The 18432-nt window shown below is 42.5% G+C and carries 11 protein-coding genes; 8 read left to right on the forward strand and 3 right to left on the reverse strand.

Annotation, left to right across the window (positions count from 1 at the left end):
- Positions 1-4 precede the first annotated feature (4 nt).
- Entirely contained in the window at positions 5-961 is a 957-nt protein-coding gene (locus N473_RS07545) for an AAA family ATPase (protein WP_063367383.1), read from the reverse strand.
- 292 nt (positions 962-1253) lie between these two features.
- On the opposite strand from N473_RS07545, the gene fadI reads away from it, so the two are divergent.
- From fadI to N473_RS07560, 3 genes are all read left to right on the forward strand, one after another.
- Positions 1254-2564, forward strand: a complete 1311-nt coding sequence (fadI, locus tag N473_RS07550) for an acetyl-CoA C-acyltransferase FadI (RefSeq protein WP_063367384.1) — start codon at positions 1254-1256, stop codon at positions 2562-2564.
- Complete coding sequence (gene fadJ / locus N473_RS07555; protein WP_039609080.1) at positions 2565-4667, forward strand: fatty acid oxidation complex subunit alpha FadJ; 2103 nt, start codon at positions 2565-2567, stop codon at positions 4665-4667.
- 593 nt (positions 4668-5260) lie between these two features.
- Positions 5261-5458 (forward strand): hypothetical protein, encoded by a 198-nt coding sequence (locus N473_RS07560; protein WP_063367385.1) that lies wholly within the window; start codon positions 5261-5263, stop codon positions 5456-5458.
- A gap of 237 nt (positions 5459-5695) precedes the next feature.
- On the opposite strand, the gene N473_RS07565 is transcribed toward N473_RS07560, so the two are convergent.
- Complete coding sequence (locus tag N473_RS07565) at positions 5696-7537, reverse strand: S8 family peptidase (protein WP_063367386.1); 1842 nt, start codon at positions 7535-7537, stop codon at positions 5696-5698.
- A 405-nt stretch (positions 7538-7942) separates the two neighbouring features.
- Complete coding sequence (locus N473_RS07570) at positions 7943-9784, reverse strand: S8 family peptidase (RefSeq protein ID WP_063367387.1); 1842 nt, start codon at positions 9782-9784, stop codon at positions 7943-7945.
- A 347-nt stretch (positions 9785-10131) separates the two neighbouring features.
- Here N473_RS07570 and N473_RS07575 point away from each other — a divergent pair, with 347 nt between their 5' ends.
- The 5 genes from N473_RS07575 to betB all read left to right on the forward strand — a co-directional run bounded on the left by N473_RS07575 (position 10132) and on the right by betB (position 18427).
- Entirely contained in the window at positions 10132-11529 is a 1398-nt protein-coding gene (locus N473_RS07575) for a TolC family protein (protein WP_063367388.1), read from the forward strand.
- Positions 11516-12838 carry an efflux RND transporter periplasmic adaptor subunit gene (locus tag N473_RS07580; protein WP_063367389.1) on the forward strand — a complete coding sequence of 441 codons (1323 nt, stop codon included), beginning with the start codon at positions 11516-11518 and terminating at the stop codon, positions 12836-12838. Before N473_RS07575 ends, N473_RS07580 begins: the two co-directional genes overlap by 14 nt.
- Entirely contained in the window at positions 12835-15939 is a 3105-nt protein-coding gene (locus N473_RS07585) for an efflux RND transporter permease subunit (protein ID WP_063367390.1), read from the forward strand. Before N473_RS07580 ends, N473_RS07585 begins: the two co-directional genes overlap by 4 nt.
- 432 nt (positions 15940-16371) lie before the next feature.
- Entirely contained in the window at positions 16372-16962 is a 591-nt protein-coding gene (gene betI / locus N473_RS07590; RefSeq protein ID WP_063367391.1) for a transcriptional regulator BetI, read from the forward strand.
- 1 nt (position 16963) lies between these two features.
- Positions 16964-18427: a betaine-aldehyde dehydrogenase gene (gene betB, locus N473_RS07595; protein ID WP_063367392.1), complete on the forward strand. Its 1464-nt coding sequence runs from the start codon at positions 16964-16966 to the stop codon at positions 18425-18427.
- Positions 18428-18432: the final 5 nt, after the last annotated feature.

The raw sequence follows: 18432 nt of genomic DNA on the forward strand, positions 1-18432 counted from the left end.
TACTTTAAGGGACTGGCACTAACTCAAGGATTCGGCTAATTACCTGATCTTTCGTAATACCGTCTGCTTGTGCTTCATAGCTCAAAATAATGCGGTGTCTCAATACGTCATGTAAAACAGCTTGTATATCATCTGGTGTAACGAAGTCTCGCTGTTGTAACCACGCATGGGCACGTGCACATTTATCCAATGCAATTGTGGCGCGCGGACTGGCACCTAGCTCTATCCATGTACCTAGTTGGGCATCAAGCGCGGCGGCTTCACGGGTAGCAATAATTAGTTGAACTAAATATTGTTCTAACGGTTCTGCTAAATGTAGTTCTAGCACCTTCTTTCTTGCTTCAAAAAGCGTCTGTTGGCTAATTGGGCTAAATTCCACAGCTTCTGTACTGAGTGCTTCGCCACGGGTGAGTCGCAGTATCTCTAATTCAGTTTGTGCTTGCGGGTAATCAATATTGAGGTGCAACAAGAATCGGTCTAACTGTGCTTCAGGGAGCGGATAGGTCCCTTCTTGTTCAAGCGGGTTTTGGGTTGCCATAACCAGGAATAATTCAGGTAATGGATAGGTAGTCTTACCTACTGTAACTTGTCTTTCTGCCATCGCTTCTAGTAGAGCTGATTGAACCTTAGCAGGTGCACGGTTGATCTCATCCGCGAGTACAAGGTTATGGAACAGAGGGCCTTTCTCAAATACAAACTCACTGGTTTGTTGTCTGTAGATGTCAGTGCCGGTGATATCAGCAGGTAATAAGTCTGGGGTAAACTGAACACGCTGGAAACTGCCTTCAATGCCTTTGGCAAGCGCGTTGACAGCTCTGGTTTTAGCAAGACCAGGTGGGCCTTCCACTAATAAATGACCATCAGCTAGGATAGCGATTAATAGTGCTTCAGTGAGGTCAGGTTGACCAATAATTTGTGTATCTAAGTATTTTTTTAATTCAGTAAACTCATTAACTGCCATGCTTGTTTGTCCTTGTTATGACAAATTTGTTGCTTATTTATATGGATTGAAACGAAAAACTCAAGCTTTTGAGGTGTAATTTCACACTTTTCTTAGACTCTTTTTTTTTGTTTAGTTCCATATTTTTAATATATTTTTCAGATGCTTTTTGATTTGTTTAAAAATCACGCTAAGTTTAATTTGCGCTGTGATTTTTACAGACTATTTCCATTTTTCTATTGGCAGAATGGATTCGGTTGTTTAGAATCGAGTTAAAATAACAGGTCAGACCTGTCAGCGGGAGAGCAAATTCATGTCTGAACAAAACATTCTAAAAACAATAAACGGAGACCGTATTGCCATTGTCAGTGGCTTACGTACTCCTTTCGCGAAACAAGCTACTGCTTATCATCATGTGCCTGCACTCGATCTGGGTAAAACTGTGGTCAATGAGATGCTAGAGCGATTGAATATCGATAAAAAAGAAATCGACCAGCTCGTATTTGGTCAAGTAGTACAAATGCCAGAAGCGCCAAATATTGCACGTGAAATCGTGTTAGGCACGGGTATGCCGGTCTCTGTTGATGCTTATTCTGTTTCTCGCGCCTGTGCAACTAGCTTTCAGGCTGTGGCGAATGTTGCGGAGTCCATTATTGCGGGCCATAGTGCAGTAGGTATTGCCGGTGGTGCTGATTCGTCATCTGTCCTTCCGATTGGTGTCAGTAAAAAGTTGGCAGGTAGCTTAGTTGATCTCAACAAAGCAAGAACTTTGAGTCAGCGCTTAAAAATCTTCTCTAAATTACGTCTAAAAGATTTATTACCTGTTCCACCTGCAGTTGCAGAGTATTCAACTGGCCTATCAATGGGTGATACTGCAGAGCAAATGGCAAAAACGCATGGGATCAGCCGTGAAGAACAAGATGCGTTAGCACACCGTTCGCACTCATTAGCTGCAAAAGCGTGGGATGAAGGTCTTTTATCACCCGAGGTGATGACTGCGCATGTTGAGCCTTATAAAAGCTTTATCGACAGAGACAACAATATACGCGCAAACTCTTCGCTTGAAGGTTATGCAAAGTTGCGTCCAGTATTTGATAGGAAGCATGGCTCGGTTACGGCTGCTAATGCAACGCCATTGACTGATGGTGCAGCCGCTGTTTTGATGATGAGTGAGAGCAAAGCAAAAGCACTTGGTTATGAAATTCTTGGCTATGTACGTTCCTATGCCTTCTCTGCAATCGGTGTGCATGAAGATATGTTAATGGGTCCAGCACATTCGACCCCATTGGCATTGGATAGAGCTGGTATTGAACTGAAAGATCTGGATTTGATTGAGATGCATGAAGCGTTTGCAGCACAAGCACTGGCTAACGTTAAGATGTTTGCCTCTGATAAGTTTGCCCAAGAAAAGTTGGGACGCAGTAAAGCCATTGGTGAGATAGACATGGATAAATTCAATGTTAATGGCGGCTCACTGGCATATGGGCATCCATTTGCTGCAACGGGTGCCAGACTTATCACACAAAGTTTAAATGAATTAAAACGCCGAGGTGGTGGGCTTGCATTGACAACTGCATGTGCAGCTGGTGGTTTAGGTGCGGCTTTTGTATTGGAGAGTGCATAAATGTCAGTATTTAATTATGAATTAAACAGCCACCAAGTTGCTTTGGTGACCATTGACGTGCCTGGCGAGAAAATGAATACACTTCGTGATTCATTTGCTGATGAGCTATTAGAAGTGCTTGAGCAAGGTAAAAATGATGACGTAACAGGCATGGTGTTCGTCAGCGGTAAAACAGACAACTTTATCGCCGGTGCAGACATCAAAATGCTTGATAATGCCAATACTCGTGAGGATGCGCTGCGTTTGTCTGAAATGTGTCAGCAGGCATTTTTCAAAATGAAATCCCTACCATTCCCAACGGTAGCTGCGATTCATGGTGCTGCGCTCGGTGGTGGATTAGAGTTTGCATTAGCATGTGACTACCGAGTGTGTACGACTGATGATAAAACCAAGCTTGGTTTACCTGAAGTGCAACTCGGGTTATTACCCGGTGGCGGTGGGACACAAAGACTACCAAAGTTGGTTGGTATCCAAAAAGCGCTTGAGTGGATGTTAACAGGCAAGCAGGTAAGAGCGAAGCAAGCTGCTAAAACTGGTTTAGTTGATGAGAGTGTACCTCACAGTATTTTGATGGATGTTGCTGTTAAATTGGCTCGAAAAGGTAAGCCTAAAACACGTAAGCCTAAGCTAGACAAATTAAGCCAGTTATTGGAATCGAATCCTTTTGGCCGCAACATTATTTTCAAAAAAGCACAAGAAAATGTTGAGAAGAAAACAGGGGGCCATTACCCAGCACCATTGGCAATCATTAAGGCTGTTCGTGCGTCTGTAGAGCTTGATGAACTTAAAGCATATAAAACGGAAGCTGAAGGGTTTGCAGATCTTGTGATGACTGAAGTTTCACGTTCTTTGCGTGGTATTTTCTTTGCGACGACAGAAATGAAAAAAGAGTGGCAAAGCGATGATACTGCAAAAATTGAGCGAGCGGCTGTACTTGGCGGTGGGTTAATGGGAGCTGGGATCACGCACGTAAGCGCGGCAAAGGCGGGTGTACGTGTGCGCATTAAAGACGTTGCACATCAGGGGATCAGTAACGCACTTAACTATAGCTATAAGATCCTGTCTAAAAAGCAAAAGCGTCGTATTTTATCTAAAGCACAAATGCAATCAACAATGAATAGCATCACGGGCACAACCGATTATAGTGGCTTTGAGCATATTGATATCGTGATTGAAGCGGTGTTTGAAGATCTTGCTTTAAAGCAGGGGATGGTGGCTGATATTGAGCGTGAATGTGCAGAGTCGACCATTTTTGCCAGTAATACATCGTCACTTCCTATTGCTCAAATCGCTGAAAAGGCTGCACGACCTGAGAATGTCATTGGTTTACACTATTTTTCTCCAGTGGAGAAAATGCCGCTGGTAGAAATCATTCCTCACGAGGGTACTTCAGAACAAACCATTGCCAAAACAGTTAATTTTGCACGCAAACAGGGTAAAACCCCCATTGTGGTAAAAGATAAAGCAGGGTTCTATGTCAATCGAATTCTTGCGCCTTATGTTAATGAGGCGGCTAACCTGTTGCTTGCTGGAGAACCAATTGACAAGATAGATCAGGCGCTTGTTGAATTTGGTTTTCCTGTAGGACCTCTTGCATTACTTGATGAAGTGGGTATCGATATTGGCTCTAAGATAGCACCAATTCTCGAAAAAGAGTTAGGAGAGCGATTTAAAGCGCCTAATGCATTTGAGCGCATGATTGACAATAAGCGTCTGGGCAGAAAGACCGGTCGTGGCTTTTATACCTATGAAGGTAAAAAAGGCAAAAAGGTGGATGAGTCAGTTTATGATTTACTTGGTATCACGCAAGCACCTCGTTTAAATAAGCAAGAAATTGCTAATCGTTGTGTTGCGCAAATGCTGAATGAAGCATCTCGCTGTTTAGATGAAGGGATCATCGCCTCTGCGAGAGACGGTGATATAGGTGCCATTTTTGGCATTGGTTTCCCGCCATTCTTAGGCGGCCCGTTCAGCTATATGGATAAACGTGGCATCAATAAGGTGTGTTCAGAGTTATCTACGTATGCAACCGAAAATGATGTGTTTACCCCATCAGAACCATTAAAAGCGAAAGCGGAAGCAGGTGAAGCTTACTACAGCTAACATGTTAACAAGAGAAAACGCCGTACAATACGGTGTTTTCTTTTACTCGATATTTTGTCCTACGTAAAGCTGTCCAATTTAACATTGCCATTTAGATCACATTTGGCTTTCTAATTTAAATCGCTATTCCTCGTATTGAAGTCAAATGCCTCTTCCTTTAACGAGTTCCCTTCTTGAACTTTAATCAATAGCATAGTGTCTTTGGTTGTACTATTTTTGATCGCTTTTGCTGTTCTTGTTGAAAAAAGGTATCTAAACGAAGCTCACTCAAATTCGCTTTTTATTATTCAGCCTTTTTTATGCCTTAGTTGTTGATGTTTACTTTACGGATTATGTTGCTTACTTAGTCTAAGTAGATGCTTTCTTTATATCCGCAGAAATCAATATATACCAACCAGTTTGTTCTGTTTGAACAAAATGCATCAATTAGCTAGAGGAAATAGGGTCAGCTGAGTAAGAATCTGGCAGGTCAGTAATAGAAATTCATATGCAAAGTAAATATATAATTCTTAATATTTTATCATCCACTAGGTGGTGCTTTTATATAGCTTGAAATTCAATAAAAGAATAATACGAAAAACATAAAGAAACTGATGGTTGCAATTGCACTTTTAAGCCCGTTTTATGTCGCAGCTGCCGAGCAAACTTATACGGCTTATGGCTATTCAAACGGGCAGGCACAAGCGTATACAGGGTATTATGCAAAATGGAAAAACTTAACGGTAGTAAGCATGAGTTGCTATCAAAGAACAATTCAACCTAGTTGGTGTTGCGATGCTACGCTTCGATAAAAATTAAACATACTCATTAGATAAATTAGTTGTCGTCATCGAAATGGAGCTTCCGATATTATAATGGCTCAGTTGAAAAAACTTGTAAACTCAGAGTGGTCAGCAGAACGTCGTGTTCAAATGTAGTTTAGCCTCGGTTATAAGTGCTACGTAGCAGATGAGGATTAAGCCAGATCAGTATTCTGATATAGCAGCATGCAGGTGAAAGAGAGCTACTGTGTAGCTCTCTTTTTTGGATTAGTGACCGTAGAACGTGATTGTCCAGCCAGTCAGTAGACCTGGTTTGGTATTGTTAGGTTGGACTTTATCACTGCGCTGTGGAGTGACTGTGATAGTGTCTTCAACAAATTTACCTGTGCCAAGGTCGTATACTCTTTCAGACCATCCATCTTTAGCATTCGTATCAATGATACGTAGCTTCCAGTCACCTTTTGCAGATTCGCCATAGAAGTGATTAGACAAAATTGGATTGCCATTAAACCCGTTACCTTCAATATCGGTACCAGCAGTTAAAATCACACTGCGAGTATTACTCGGTGAAATAAGCTCGATAGATAGGTCACCAAGGCGGTCATGCTCTAGGTTTAAGTTTACTCGCACACCTTCGACAGTGAGCTCTTCATTCTGTGTATGCACAGACTCAGTGCCAGAGAAGTCACCATCATAGATAAATGCGTCAGCAGCCACTGGTACATCGTAAGATTTAACTTGTAACTCACCAAGAATTGGACCTGTTAGCAGTGCTTTTTCTACAGCTGCATCCACATTAGCTAAACCAAAACCATAGTCGTAGTGGAAAGATAAACCAGCACCATTTACTTGCCACGCAGGAATTGCTTCGTATTCACCAATCATTCGTGGTTTAGAGTCTGCATCTACTTGAGTTGCCGTTGTGATCATCAGGTGTCTAACATCACGCCATGAAAGTTGGTGGTTAGCTGACATGACAAGCGCAATTGCGCCAGAAAGTGCCGGTGCAGCAGCCGAAGTACCATTCATATTAAAGGTGTACAATGGGTTTTCACATTGAGTTTCGGTGGCATCAGTACATGTTTTTGGTAAATCTGTTGTTACGGTCGCTGGGCTATAGCGTCCCCACTCACCAGCAGGTGCGGTAAGTAGAACAGCTGATCCTCCTGTTGAGTAGGCCGCAAGGTTACCCTTAGCATTCAATGCTGAAACAGTTAAGTTCCAGAAGTTCGCATTTATTGGATCGGCTAAAGATGCATCATATGCTGGTAGTGCATAACCATTTGGGTAGATTAAAGTGAGTAGTCCATTATCTCTGTCTAACCAGCGACCACCCATGAAGTGATCATTACCTGCCGCTTTTACGGCCATAGCACCGCGTCCACCATGACTTTCTGTTACTGCAATTTTAGTCACGTTGTCTAGGTTATCAAAATACTCGCGATAGTCGCCATAAATACTCGCGTCAGCAAATGTGTAACCGATACTTTGGTTTATTACGCGCGCATCTGTATGCTTGTTCATTGGTTGGACTGCACCATCCATATCCATGACTGCGCGAATTGCGAAGTCCAGATCAGCGTAGTTACCCTCTTTACCGATAAGGTTTGCACCGGTTAGCGTTGCAGCAGGTGCAACACCACGGCCACCTTGACCGTTAAACGCAGCCGCTGCAGCAATACCTGCAACCATAGTACCGTGGTTATCTACTTTAACACGGCCTCGTGACTCGTACTCATAGATATATGGGTTCGGATTTAGTGTGTCTCCTTGAGCCATATTTGGCGCAAGATCTGGGTGATATGTGGCAAGGCCATCATCAATAATCGCGATGTTGATCCCTTGACCTAAAATACCGCGACGATGTGTAAAATCTAGATTCAAATCAATGCCAGCAACACCTGGTGTAATTGCACCTGCATGTTGTCCATTATTTTGAAGGTGCCATTGATGTACAACAAGAGGGTCGCCGCCAGCTAGCTTATAAGTATACTCCCATACATGCTTAAACGGGTCATATTCTTCAGCGCTGTTGTCAAATGTTTGAGCGTGTGCTTGTCCTAACGCCAATAACAAACCTGCGGTAACAATATTTAATTTATTATTCATTATATTTCCACTTTGTTGATTGTTTGAGTGAATAAACGTTTCATTTCAAAAAAAATAACAAAGATTAAGAAAAAATTTTAATTTTTTAGTGAAAAATTTGATGGGTGTGAAATATACAATGCAATAAAATATCGTTAAGTGGTTCACAGGAAGAGATTTTTGCATGTATTTGGCTAGATTTATTTTATGTAGAAAGAATGTGTTATTAATTAATATAAATAATATCATAAGGTGCATGGTATTATTTGAATTTATAGATTTAAAAGTTAATAAATAATGTTTTTTATTTGCTAATTTATACCAAGCTTTGGGTTGAGTAGGAGACTAAACTTAAATGAGTTGTGTTTATGAACTATAAATAACGGTGGAAGAAGAGAGCTATGTGTATAGCTCTCTTTGGATTGATTAGTGACCGTAGAACGTAATGCTCCAACCCGTTAACTGGCCTGGTTTAGCATTATTTGGTTGTATCTTATCACTGCGTTGAGGAATAACTGTGATTGAATCTTCAACAAATTTACCAGTGCCTAAGTCATACACTCGCTCTGCCCAAGAGTCTTTCGCATTGGTATCAATGATACGTAATTTCCAATCACCTTTAGCTGACTCGCCATAGAAATGATTAGATAAAATGACATTGTTGTTAAACTTGTCACCTTCGATATCAGTACCTGCAGTTAAAATCACACTGCGCGTGTTACTTGGTGAGATGAGCTCGACAGATAAATCGCCAAGACGTTCATGTTCTAGGCTCAAGTGGACTTGTACTGCTTCAACTGTAAGGTCTTCTTTTTGACTGTGAACAGAGTCTGTGCCTGAGAAATCTCCGTCATAAATGAAGGCATCAGTAGCAACTGGCACATCATATGATTTTATCTGCAAATCCCCCATAACTGGGCCTGTTTGCAGCGCTTTCTCTACCGCAGCATCCACATTAACCAAACCAAAGCCATAGTCATAATGGAATGCATGTCCAGCCCCGTTCGTTTGCCAAGCAGGGATTGCTTCGTAATCACCAATCATACGTGGTTTTGAGTCTGCATCTACTTTGGTTGCCGTTGTGATCATCAGGTGTCTAACATCACGCCATGAAAGTTGGTGATTGGCAGACATGATAAGTGCCACGGCGCCTGATAGAGCAGGGGCGGCGGCTGAAGTACCATTCATGTTAAAAGCGTACATTGGGTTTTCGCATTGTGCTTCGCTCGCATCGGTACACCACTTAGGTAAATCTGTAGTGACTGTTGCTGGGCTATAGCGGCCCCATTCACCTGCAGGTGCTGTAAGAAGTACAGCGGAGCCGCCTGTTGAATATGCAGCAAGGTTACCTTTTGCATTCAGAGCAGAAACGGTTAAGTTCCAGAAGTTCGCATTTGTTGGATCTGCAATTGACGCATCATATGCTGGTAGTGCATATCCATTTGGGTAAAATAAAGTAAGCAGACCTTTATCTCTATCTAACCAACGTCCACCCATAAAGTGACTATTACCAGCCGCTTTAACCGCCATTGAACCACGACCACCATGGCTCTCTGTTACTGCTTTTTTAGTTACTGCATCAATATTATCGAAGAAAGCGCGATAATTGCCGTAAATGCTTGCGTCAGAGAAAGAGTAACCAATACTTTGGTTGATGACTCGGGCATCTGTATGTTTGTTCATTGGTTGAACTTCACCGTCCATATCCATGACCGCACGAATTGCTACATCGCGACCTGTGTAGTTCTTGTCTTTACCAATGAGGTTTGCACCCGTTAAAGTCGCTGCAGGCGCAACACCACGTCCGCCTTGACCATTGTATGCGGCAGCGGCTGCAATACCTGCGACTTTAGTACCGTGACTATCGACTGTTAAACGGCCTCTTTTGTTATATTGATAAATATAAGGGTCTGGGTTTAATGTGCTGCCTTGTACAATATTTGGAGCAAGATCTGGGTGATAGGTAGCCAAACCGTCATCAATAATTGCGATGTTAATGCCTTGCCCTAAAATGCCACGACGATGTGTAAAGTCTAAGTTTAAGTCAATGCCTGCTACGCCTGGTGTAATTGCGCCTGCATGTTGACCATTATTTTGTAGGTGCCATTGATGTACAACAAGCGGATCCCCACCAGCTAGTTTGTAGGTATATTCCCATACATGTTTAGAAGGGTCATATTCTTGAGCACTATTATCAAATGTTTGCGCGTTCGCTTGACCTAGAGCCAGTAATAAACCAGCAGTAACAATATTTAACCTGTTGTTCATTGTGTGTTTCCATTTTTGGTTTTCTTGTTTGTTTTATTAAACGCGCTGTTTCCATAAAAATAACAAATAAAGTGAAAAAAATGTTTTTTTGTTTTTTTAAACGTGAATTTTGTGAATGAAAAGCATGTATTAGAGGTGCTTGCAGAATTGAACTAGGTAAGTAGCTAATTCGATTATTGATAAAAAACTCCTAATAAGATTAGGTATTTTGATCGTAAATTGCCTCCGTTGGGTATGAATACTTCTACCTTGATGAATGTAAGGCTATGTAAAGTTCATTGGGTCATTGCATTACTTACCAGTACACTAAAATAGTAATGTAGAGCTAAGCCTATAGGAATAAAATAATGCGGCTAAAAATGGTGTTGGTTGCAACTATGACGAGTTTAATGAGTGGCTGCGTATCAACGCACTACATTGACGAGCACTATGTTGCGAATATCAAAACCCCTCCTACTTGGCAGTACCAACATACCGAGGGAAGCGTTCAGAATGACTGGTTGAATCAAATTTCAAATCCTCAGGTGCATGCATTGGTTACCAGAGCGCTAGATAATAATTTATTACTGCGTAAGCAGTCTATTGAGGTTGAATCTGCTAGACAAAGACTGATTATAAGTGGCAGTGCGCTTTGGCCAACGTTAACCCTAGCAATGGATAGTAGTAGGCGAAAGTCTGCTACAGAACAATATTCTTCTGCTCACGATTTATCTCTTAAAGTAGGTTATGAGCTTGATCTATGGGGGAAGTTAAGCGATTCAGAACGCCAGGCAAATCTTGAGGTTATGTCGAGCATAGAAAATTACAGGCAGCAAAGGCATGATTTGGTGGCAGGCGTCATCATAAATTGGTTTGCAGTAATAGAAGGAAAGACGCAGCAACTGCTACTGGATCGGCGTTTGCAGGTGGTAAAACAAAATCTTGATATCATTGAGTCAGGATATAAACAAGGGCTAAATAGCGCGTTAGACGTATACCTTGCGCGCACAGAGCTGAATAATGAGCAAGCTAAATTAGCACAACAAGCATCTACGGTAGGCAGTCGCATTCGCTCCTTAGAACGACTAATCGGGACTTATCCAAAAGGTGCACTCGCCGTGAGTGCTGCCTTGCCGCTGCTAGAGTCAACAGTCCCAGTAGGGATACCGTCTGAATTAATTAGCCGAAAGCCAGCACTGATATCTAGCTGGTACGATTTATTGGCGCGAGATGCGGCACTTGCTTATGCGCACAAGCAACGCTTCCCAAGTATTAATTTGAGTGCCAATTACGGCTCAGGGGGCAACAAACTTGAAGATGCTTTTTCGTTATCCAATATGGGTTGGTCACTACTTTCGAGCATTTCTGCGCCACTTTTTAATGCAGGTAACCTGGCTGCCAAAGAAGCATTAGCGAAAACGGAATTAAAAGCAAAAGAATTAGAGTATCTCAACACTCTTCAAGACGCTTTCGCCCAAGTAGAGAATAAAATTAGTGAGGAAACGTCGCTCAAACAACGTTATCAAGAAACCTTAGTTGCCCAAAAGAATGCTCAGTTAGCAGAGCAACTATCATTTGAGCAGTATCAAAAAGGGTTAGTGAGTTACACCACGGTCCTAGATGCGCAAAAGCGCGCTTTTGATGCGCAAAGCAGTTTGATATCGATAAAAAACGAATTAATCAAGAATCGAGTAGAGCTTCATCTAGCCTTAGGTGGAGATTTCCAACAGACCCAGCCTGAGGAAGTGAGCAATGACATTGGCTAAACGATTTATATTACCTATCGCGATACTCACAGTGTCTGTCTTACTGGTTGTATTGATTTCATCTAACCCACCCCAATCGAAAAGGGGAAATGGAAAACCCCAAGCTAAAATGGTTGTCGACTTTGAGGTGGTTAAAGAAAAACCTTTCACCATGATGATCGACAGCTATGGCATTGTAAAACCACGTACGCAAAGTGTTCTCGTGGCTCAAGTCTCTGGTGAAATTAGCTATGTAAGTGACAGCTTTAGAGATGGTGGCTTTTTTGAAAAAGGCGCATTGTTACTTCAAATCGATGAGAGAGATTACAAAGCAGAAGTGCAAGTTGCCAAAGCCGCTTTACTCAATGCGCAACAGAGTTTGTTAGAAGAAGAAGCTAGGGGTAAGCAAGCGCAAATTGATTGGTTACGGCTAGGCGATGGAGGAGAAGCCAGTGACTTAGTGCTTAGAAAACCCCAATTAGAGGCGCAAAAAGCCAATGTATTATCTGCTCAGGCAAAACTTGCAAAGGCTGAATTAGCTTTGGAGCGAACGCGTTTAGTCGCCCCCTTTGACGGTAGGATACTCAGTAAAAAGGTCGACCTTGGGCAAGTGGTTAGTAATAACAGTCAGCTTGCTGAAATTTATGCGACAGATTATGTCGAAATAAGATTGCCGATTAACAATCGTGATCTAGCGTTTATGCGCTTACCAGAACATTTTAGAGATGGTAAAGCCGATACCCCTAACCCTGAAGTGTTTCTTTATTCAGATCTTGTCAAAGCGCAGCAATGGCGTGGAACTGTTGTGCGTACAGAGGGGGCCATTAGTGAGCTTTCTCAACAGTTATATGTAGTAGCACAAGTGGACGACCCGTTTTCTGTGGAACAGGCGGGTGACTTTGCTATTAAGATTGGTCAGTATGTGAATGCTCAAATAAAGGGTCGAACACTAGAGGGGGCGATTGCTATTCCCAGTAGCGCTATTTACCAGGGGACCTACGTTTATATCCTTGAAGAGCAAGATTTATTGATGCGTAAGGACATCACTATATCTTGGCAGAATGATCAGTTTACTATTGTCGATTCAGGGCTTGTCGCAGGCATGCGATTGGTAACGACACCGCTTGGGCAGGTCAGTTCAGGCACACCCGTTGCACTGAATCGGACTAAAGCGGATGGTGCCCAAGACGTGCTCTCAGAATCGCCGAAATGGGAGAAGTTATCTGACAAACAAAAAAATAGGTTGAAAAAACTTGCGGAAAAACGCGGGGTGAGTATCGAGCAACTGTTGGCTGAGCGTGAACAAAAAGCGCGGGAGGCGGGCATATGATTGCTTGGTTTACACGGAACCCTGTTGCTGCGAACCTATTGATGCTGTCAATCTTGTTCGGCGGCTTGTTTTCAATGACGACAAAAATTCCTTTGGAAGTTTTTCCCTCTTTTGAATTAGACGTCATAAGCATCAATATGTCTCTGCGCGGTGCAACGCCAGAAGATGTTGAGCAAGGGATCTCAATACGTATAGAAGAAGCAGTGCAAGACCTTGAGGGAGTAAAGCAGATCTCCAGTCGCTCTTCAGAGGGAGCTGCAAATGTCAGGGTTGAAGTTGATACTGGGTATGATCCCAGAGAAATGCTTGCAGACATCAAAAGCCGAGTAGATGCGATAAACACGTTTCCAGCAGACGCAGAAAAGCCAGTGATCTCCTTGGCTGAGCGAAAACGTGATGTGATCACTGTGACGGTTGCAGGGCGTTATTCTGAGAAAGAGACACGTGAATTTGCTGAGCAAGTTCGAGATGATTTATTGCGTATTGACGGTGTGACACAAGTTGAGCTAGATGGAGTACGAGATTACGAAATTGCGGTCGAGCTTAGTCAAGATAAGCTGAGACAATATGACTTGACGATAAAGCAAGTGGCTAACTTGATAGGCCAATCCAGTGCAGATATTTCAGCAGGTAATTTAAAGTCATCAGGCGGAGACATTTTATTACGTTCAAAAGGGCAAGCATATCGCAAAAATGAATTCGCAAGTATTCCAATAAAAACCAGTGCCGACGGCTCAGTTGTCTATTTATCCGATATAGCGACTATCATTGACGGGTTTGAAGAGACACCTGTTCGAACACGCTTTAATGGTCAGCAAGCCGCATTTATTGAGGTTTATCGCATAGGCCAGCAAAGTGCAATTGAGGTCGCTGACAAGGTAAAGGAATATATCGAGGCGCGTCAAGACTCGCTCCCTAAAGGCTATGAATTAAGCTATTGGGATGATGACTCGGTAATTGTAAAAAACCGCATCTCTACGTTAACTTCTAACGCACTTCAAGGCGGGATTTTAGTGTTAGCCTTGTTGACATTGTTTTTGCGCCCAGCCATCGCATTTTGGGTTTTTATAGGGATCCCTGTTTCGTTTATGGGGGCATTTTTAGCGATGCCGCTATTCGGGATCAGTCTCAATATAATGAGTTTGTTTGGCTTTATTCTCGTGCTGGGGATTGTAGTGGATGATGCGATTGTCACTGGTGAGAATATTTATACACATCTTAATAGCGCAGAGTCGGGAGAAGAAGCAGCCATTAGGGGCACGCAAGAAGTAGCAACGCCTGTGACATTCGGTATTTTAACGACTGTGGCTGCGTTTTTACCACTGGCCTTTATTGATGGGGTTCGAGGTGCAATTTTCGCGCAAATTCCAGCGGTTGTGATCCCAGTACTGTTGATGTCACTGGTGGAATCTAAATTTGTTTTACCAGCACACCTAAAGCATTTGAAGCCGCGTAAAAACACACAAGAAGCAGGACGCTTTAGTCGCTTTCAACAGCGCTTTGCAGATGGGTTTGAGCGGGCGATATTAAAGTATTATCAACCAGCATTGAAAGTTGCGATCTCTCACAAGGGCGCAACACTGAGTGCTTTTGCAGGTGTGTTTTTAGTTATTTTGACCCTAATTACTAGCGGTTGGACTAAGTTTATTTTCTTCCCACGTATCCCCAGTGAAACAGTACGTGCAAATCTAACATTGCCGACCGGTACACCTTTTGAGGTGACTGCAAAGTATATCGATTTGATGTCTAACAAGGCACAGGTCCTCAAAGATAAATACGTAGACCCACATACTGGGGAAAGTGTGATCACGCATATTTTGGCAACAACCGGAGGGCGAGGTGGCGCATCTAATTCAGGGCGTGTGCGTTTTGAAATAACACCGCCTGAGTCTCGTTCTCTCAGTATTGACTCAAGGCAACTGGTGCGAGAGTGGCGTACTTTAATTGGCACTATTCCAGGAGCTGAAAGTTTAACTTTTCGGGCTGAAATTGGCCGCTCTAGTGACCCCATTGATGTGCAACTAACAGGTACTTCTTTAGTTGTGCTCAAAGAAGCTGCACAACAGGTTAAGGCTAATTTGGCGACGTTACCTACCGTATTTGATATTACGGATAGTCTAAGTGATGGTAAAGAAGAGCTGCAAATTGAATTAACTGCGCAAGGTAAAGCACTTGGACTGACTAGAACAGAAGTGTCAAATCAGATCAGAAGCGCATTTTTTGGCGCACAAGTGCAGCGGATCCAAAGAGGACGAGATGATGTTCGCGTTATGGTTCGTTTACCGTTAAATGAGCGTAGCAACTTAGCCACATTAAATACGTTGCTCATTAATACACAAAACCAAGGCGCAGTCCCTTTAAACCATGTTGCGACACTCTCTCCGGGTCAGAGCCCGTCCAGCATATATCGGATAGATCGATACCGGACGGTAAATATTACCGCTGACATCGAAAAAGAAAATACCAATATGACCGTGTTGCAAGAAGAGTTGAAGGTATTTTTAGATCAGCTCGTTGCACAGTACCCTGGGGTGACGCACTCATTAGAAGGGGAAGCCAAAGAGCAACGGGAATCGTTTGGGTCACTGGGTTGGGCACTCTTGTTTGTGTTCTTTATTATTTATGCGCTGCTAGCTATTCCGTTTAAATCTTATATACAGCCCTTAATTGTAATGAGTGTGATCCCATTTGGACTAATAGGCTCAGTGATCGGTCATTGGATAATGTCAATGGAGCTCACTATTATGAGTTTATTGGGCATGTTGGCGCTGATAGGCGTGGTCGTGAATGACTCGCTGGTGCTCGTTGACTACATTAATAAGCAACGAGCTAAAGGCGGTGAACTCATGAATGCGGTGTTAACGGCTGGAGCTGCACGATTTAGACCAGTCATGCTGACCAGTATCACGACGTTTTTTGGTTTGATGCCGCTTTTGTTTGAACAGCAAACACAAGCACAATTTTTGATACCTATGGCCGTTTCTTTGGGGTTTGGCATTGTCTTTGCAACTTTGATCACACTTATTCTGGTGCCGGTGAATTATCTACTGGTCGAGAAGTTAAAGGAGTTTGGACGTAGTTTGAATTATAAACCTGCATAGTTGATCGAAGAGCCAAATAGCTTAGGCTGATTTTCTTTGGCACGCTTTTTGGCTCTAATCAAAAGGACGCAAATGCTGCCGACTTCCTTCACCGAGTTTTTCATATCAGCCACTACTTTTTTGGGTTATAGCTCATCTGATTAATTTCATCTTGTTCAAATTGCAAACGGTGATCCATGTTCTTTTGTTTGAGAACATAGTTTCAAGAGGTATTTTTGAGTTAAAAAAAGCTAAGTTGAAAATAGTTGGAAAATTATTTTACATTTTCTTGAATTTATTTAGTTGTTTTAAAACAGTGGTTTAAAGTTTATTTTTAATTTGGGTAGTTTTGAATTTTAACTCTGTTAACTTGGGTGATGCGGAATTACGCATTGTTATAATAGTTAGAGCTCTATATAATTTATATTAATTGAACGTTCAATTAAAAAAGTTATGCCTAAAGTTGGAATGGAACCGATACGTCGTCAACAGTTAATAGAAGCGACGTTAGAGTCAGTTGCGGAGCTTGGTTTACACGCGACAACAATTAACAGTATTAGTAAACGAGCAGGGTTATCCTCAGGGATAATTAGCCATTACTTTGGTGGAAAGCAAGGTCTAATTGAGGCCACTGTTCGTTATTTACTGACAAATTTAAAAACCAGTTTGTTATCAAAAGCACACATGAATTGCGAGCCGAAGGCACGACTGATGTTTATCGTTGAGGCCAATTTTTCGGTCGTGCAACAACAGACAAATGCAACAAAAACTTGGTTGAGCTTTTGGGCGCAGTCCATGCATGATGAGCAATTACACCGACTGCAAAAAATTAACTCAAAAAGACTTTACAGCAACTTAGCATTTTCATTTTCAGATCTTCTAGACAAAGAAGCTGCGCACAACGCTGCGATGTTGAGTGCAGCAATGATTGATGGTTTGTGGCTTCGCGCCGTGTTAAGTAAAGCTGATGAGGCTACGTTCATAGAAGCCGAAAAGTTGGCAAAGCAATACATCTTATCTCTAATTTCATCTCGTGGAGTCTAAAATGACCACAGTGGTTTACCAAAATTTTATTCACGGTGCTTTCGTCGCTAACAAGTCGAAAGAGACGTTTCCAGTTATTAATCCAGCGACTGATGAAGTGCAGTATCACGTTGAAGTGGCTGATGAGTATATTCAAAGACAAGCGATCGGAAGTGCTCAGCAAGGGTTTGCACAGTGGTCTGCTATGACGCCTGTCGAACGCAGCCGTATATTAAATAAAGCTGTGTACTTACTGCGTGAGCGTAATGATGAACTTGCTAAAATTGAAGTTTTAGATACTGGAAAACCTATCCAGGAAGCGGATTGTGTAGATATTCAAACAGGAGCAGACGTCATTGAATATTTCGCAGGCCTTGCGCCAACCCAAATGGGCGCGCAGCAGCCAGTTGGTGAAGACTTTTTTTATACGCGTAAAGAGCCACTAGGGATCTGCGCGGGTATTGGCGCATGGAATTACCCTTTGCAAATTGCCTGCTGGAAATCTGGACCTGCACTGGCTGCGGGTAACGCACTTATTTTTAAACCTTCAGAAGAAACACCGCTTGGTGCCATTAAGCTTGCAGAAATCTTTATTGAAGCAGGCATGCCTGCAGGTGTATTCAATGTTGTTCAAGGTGCTGCCAATGTTGGTCAATGGCTGACTATGCATCCAGATATTGAAAAAGTGTCTTTCACTGGTGAAGTAGGTACAGGTAAAAAAGTGATGCAAAGTGCGGCATCTAATTTGAAAGATGTGACCATGGAACTTGGTGGTAAATCACCTTTGATTGTTTTTGATGACGCCGATATCACAGAGGCTGTGAGTGCTGCGATGCTTGGTAATTTCTATACACAAGGTGAAATTTGCACAAACTGTACACGTGTTTATGTGCATAAAGATATTTATGATGCATTTTTAACTGAGCTTAAAACACGAACAGAGCAAAACATCATTGCTGGCGACCCGCTTGACCCAAATGTTAACCTTGGAGCGCTTATCTCTAAGCAGCACCAAAAATTGGTGCTTGATTACATTGAACAAGGAAAAAGTGAAGGGGCAAAACTGCTAACAGGTGGTCATGCCTTAACGCCTGAATCGGCTCCAAATGGGTATTTTGTTGCTCCGACTATATTTGTTGATTGTACTGATGACATGACCATAGTGAAAGAAGAGATCTTTGGCCCTGTGATGAGTGTACTGGTTTTTGAAGATGAAGATGAAGTTATAGCCAGAGCCAATGACACTGAACTTGGACTCGGCGCGGGCGTATTTAGTCTGAATATACAGCGTGCCCACCGTGTGATCCACCAACTAAAAGCAGGCATCTGCTGGATTAATAGTTACGGTAACTCGCCGGCAGAAATGCCAGTAGGTGGTTATCAGCAATCAGGGATCGGCAGAGAAAACGGTGTTGAAACGCTTAATAGTTATACTCAGACTAAGTCTGTGTATGTGGGGATGAGCAAAATTGAAAGTCCATTTTAGGGGGC

The organism is Pseudoalteromonas luteoviolacea CPMOR-1 (assembly GCF_001625685.1).
Classification (GTDB): Bacteria; Pseudomonadota; Gammaproteobacteria; order Enterobacterales; family Alteromonadaceae; genus Pseudoalteromonas; species Pseudoalteromonas luteoviolacea_K.

What these genes read in the sequence shown, in the direction of transcription:
- N473_RS07560 (WP_063367385.1), top strand. Translation starts at nt 5,261, where the DNA reads ATGGTTGCAATTGCACTTTTAAGCCCGTTTTATGTCGCAGCTGCCGAG.
- fadI (WP_063367384.1), top strand. Translation starts at nt 1,254, where the DNA reads ATGTCTGAACAAAACATTCTAAAAACAATAAACGGAGACCGTATTGCC.
- N473_RS07570 (WP_063367387.1), bottom strand. Translation starts at nt 9,784, where the DNA reads ATGAACAACAGGTTAAATATTGTTACTGCTGGTTTATTACTGGCTCTA.
- fadJ (WP_039609080.1), top strand. Translation starts at nt 2,565, where the DNA reads ATGTCAGTATTTAATTATGAATTAAACAGCCACCAAGTTGCTTTGGTG.
- N473_RS07575 (WP_063367388.1), top strand. Translation starts at nt 10,132, where the DNA reads ATGCGGCTAAAAATGGTGTTGGTTGCAACTATGACGAGTTTAATGAGT.
- betB (WP_063367392.1), top strand. Translation starts at nt 16,964, where the DNA reads ATGACCACAGTGGTTTACCAAAATTTTATTCACGGTGCTTTCGTCGCT.
- N473_RS07545 (WP_063367383.1), bottom strand. Translation starts at nt 961, where the DNA reads ATGGCAGTTAATGAGTTTACTGAATTAAAAAAATACTTAGATACACAA.
- N473_RS07565 (WP_063367386.1), bottom strand. Translation starts at nt 7,537, where the DNA reads ATGAATAATAAATTAAATATTGTTACCGCAGGTTTGTTATTGGCGTTA.
- N473_RS07580 (WP_063367389.1), top strand. Translation starts at nt 11,516, where the DNA reads ATGACATTGGCTAAACGATTTATATTACCTATCGCGATACTCACAGTG.
- N473_RS07585 (WP_063367390.1), top strand. Translation starts at nt 12,835, where the DNA reads ATGATTGCTTGGTTTACACGGAACCCTGTTGCTGCGAACCTATTGATG.
- betI (WP_063367391.1), top strand. Translation starts at nt 16,372, where the DNA reads ATGCCTAAAGTTGGAATGGAACCGATACGTCGTCAACAGTTAATAGAA.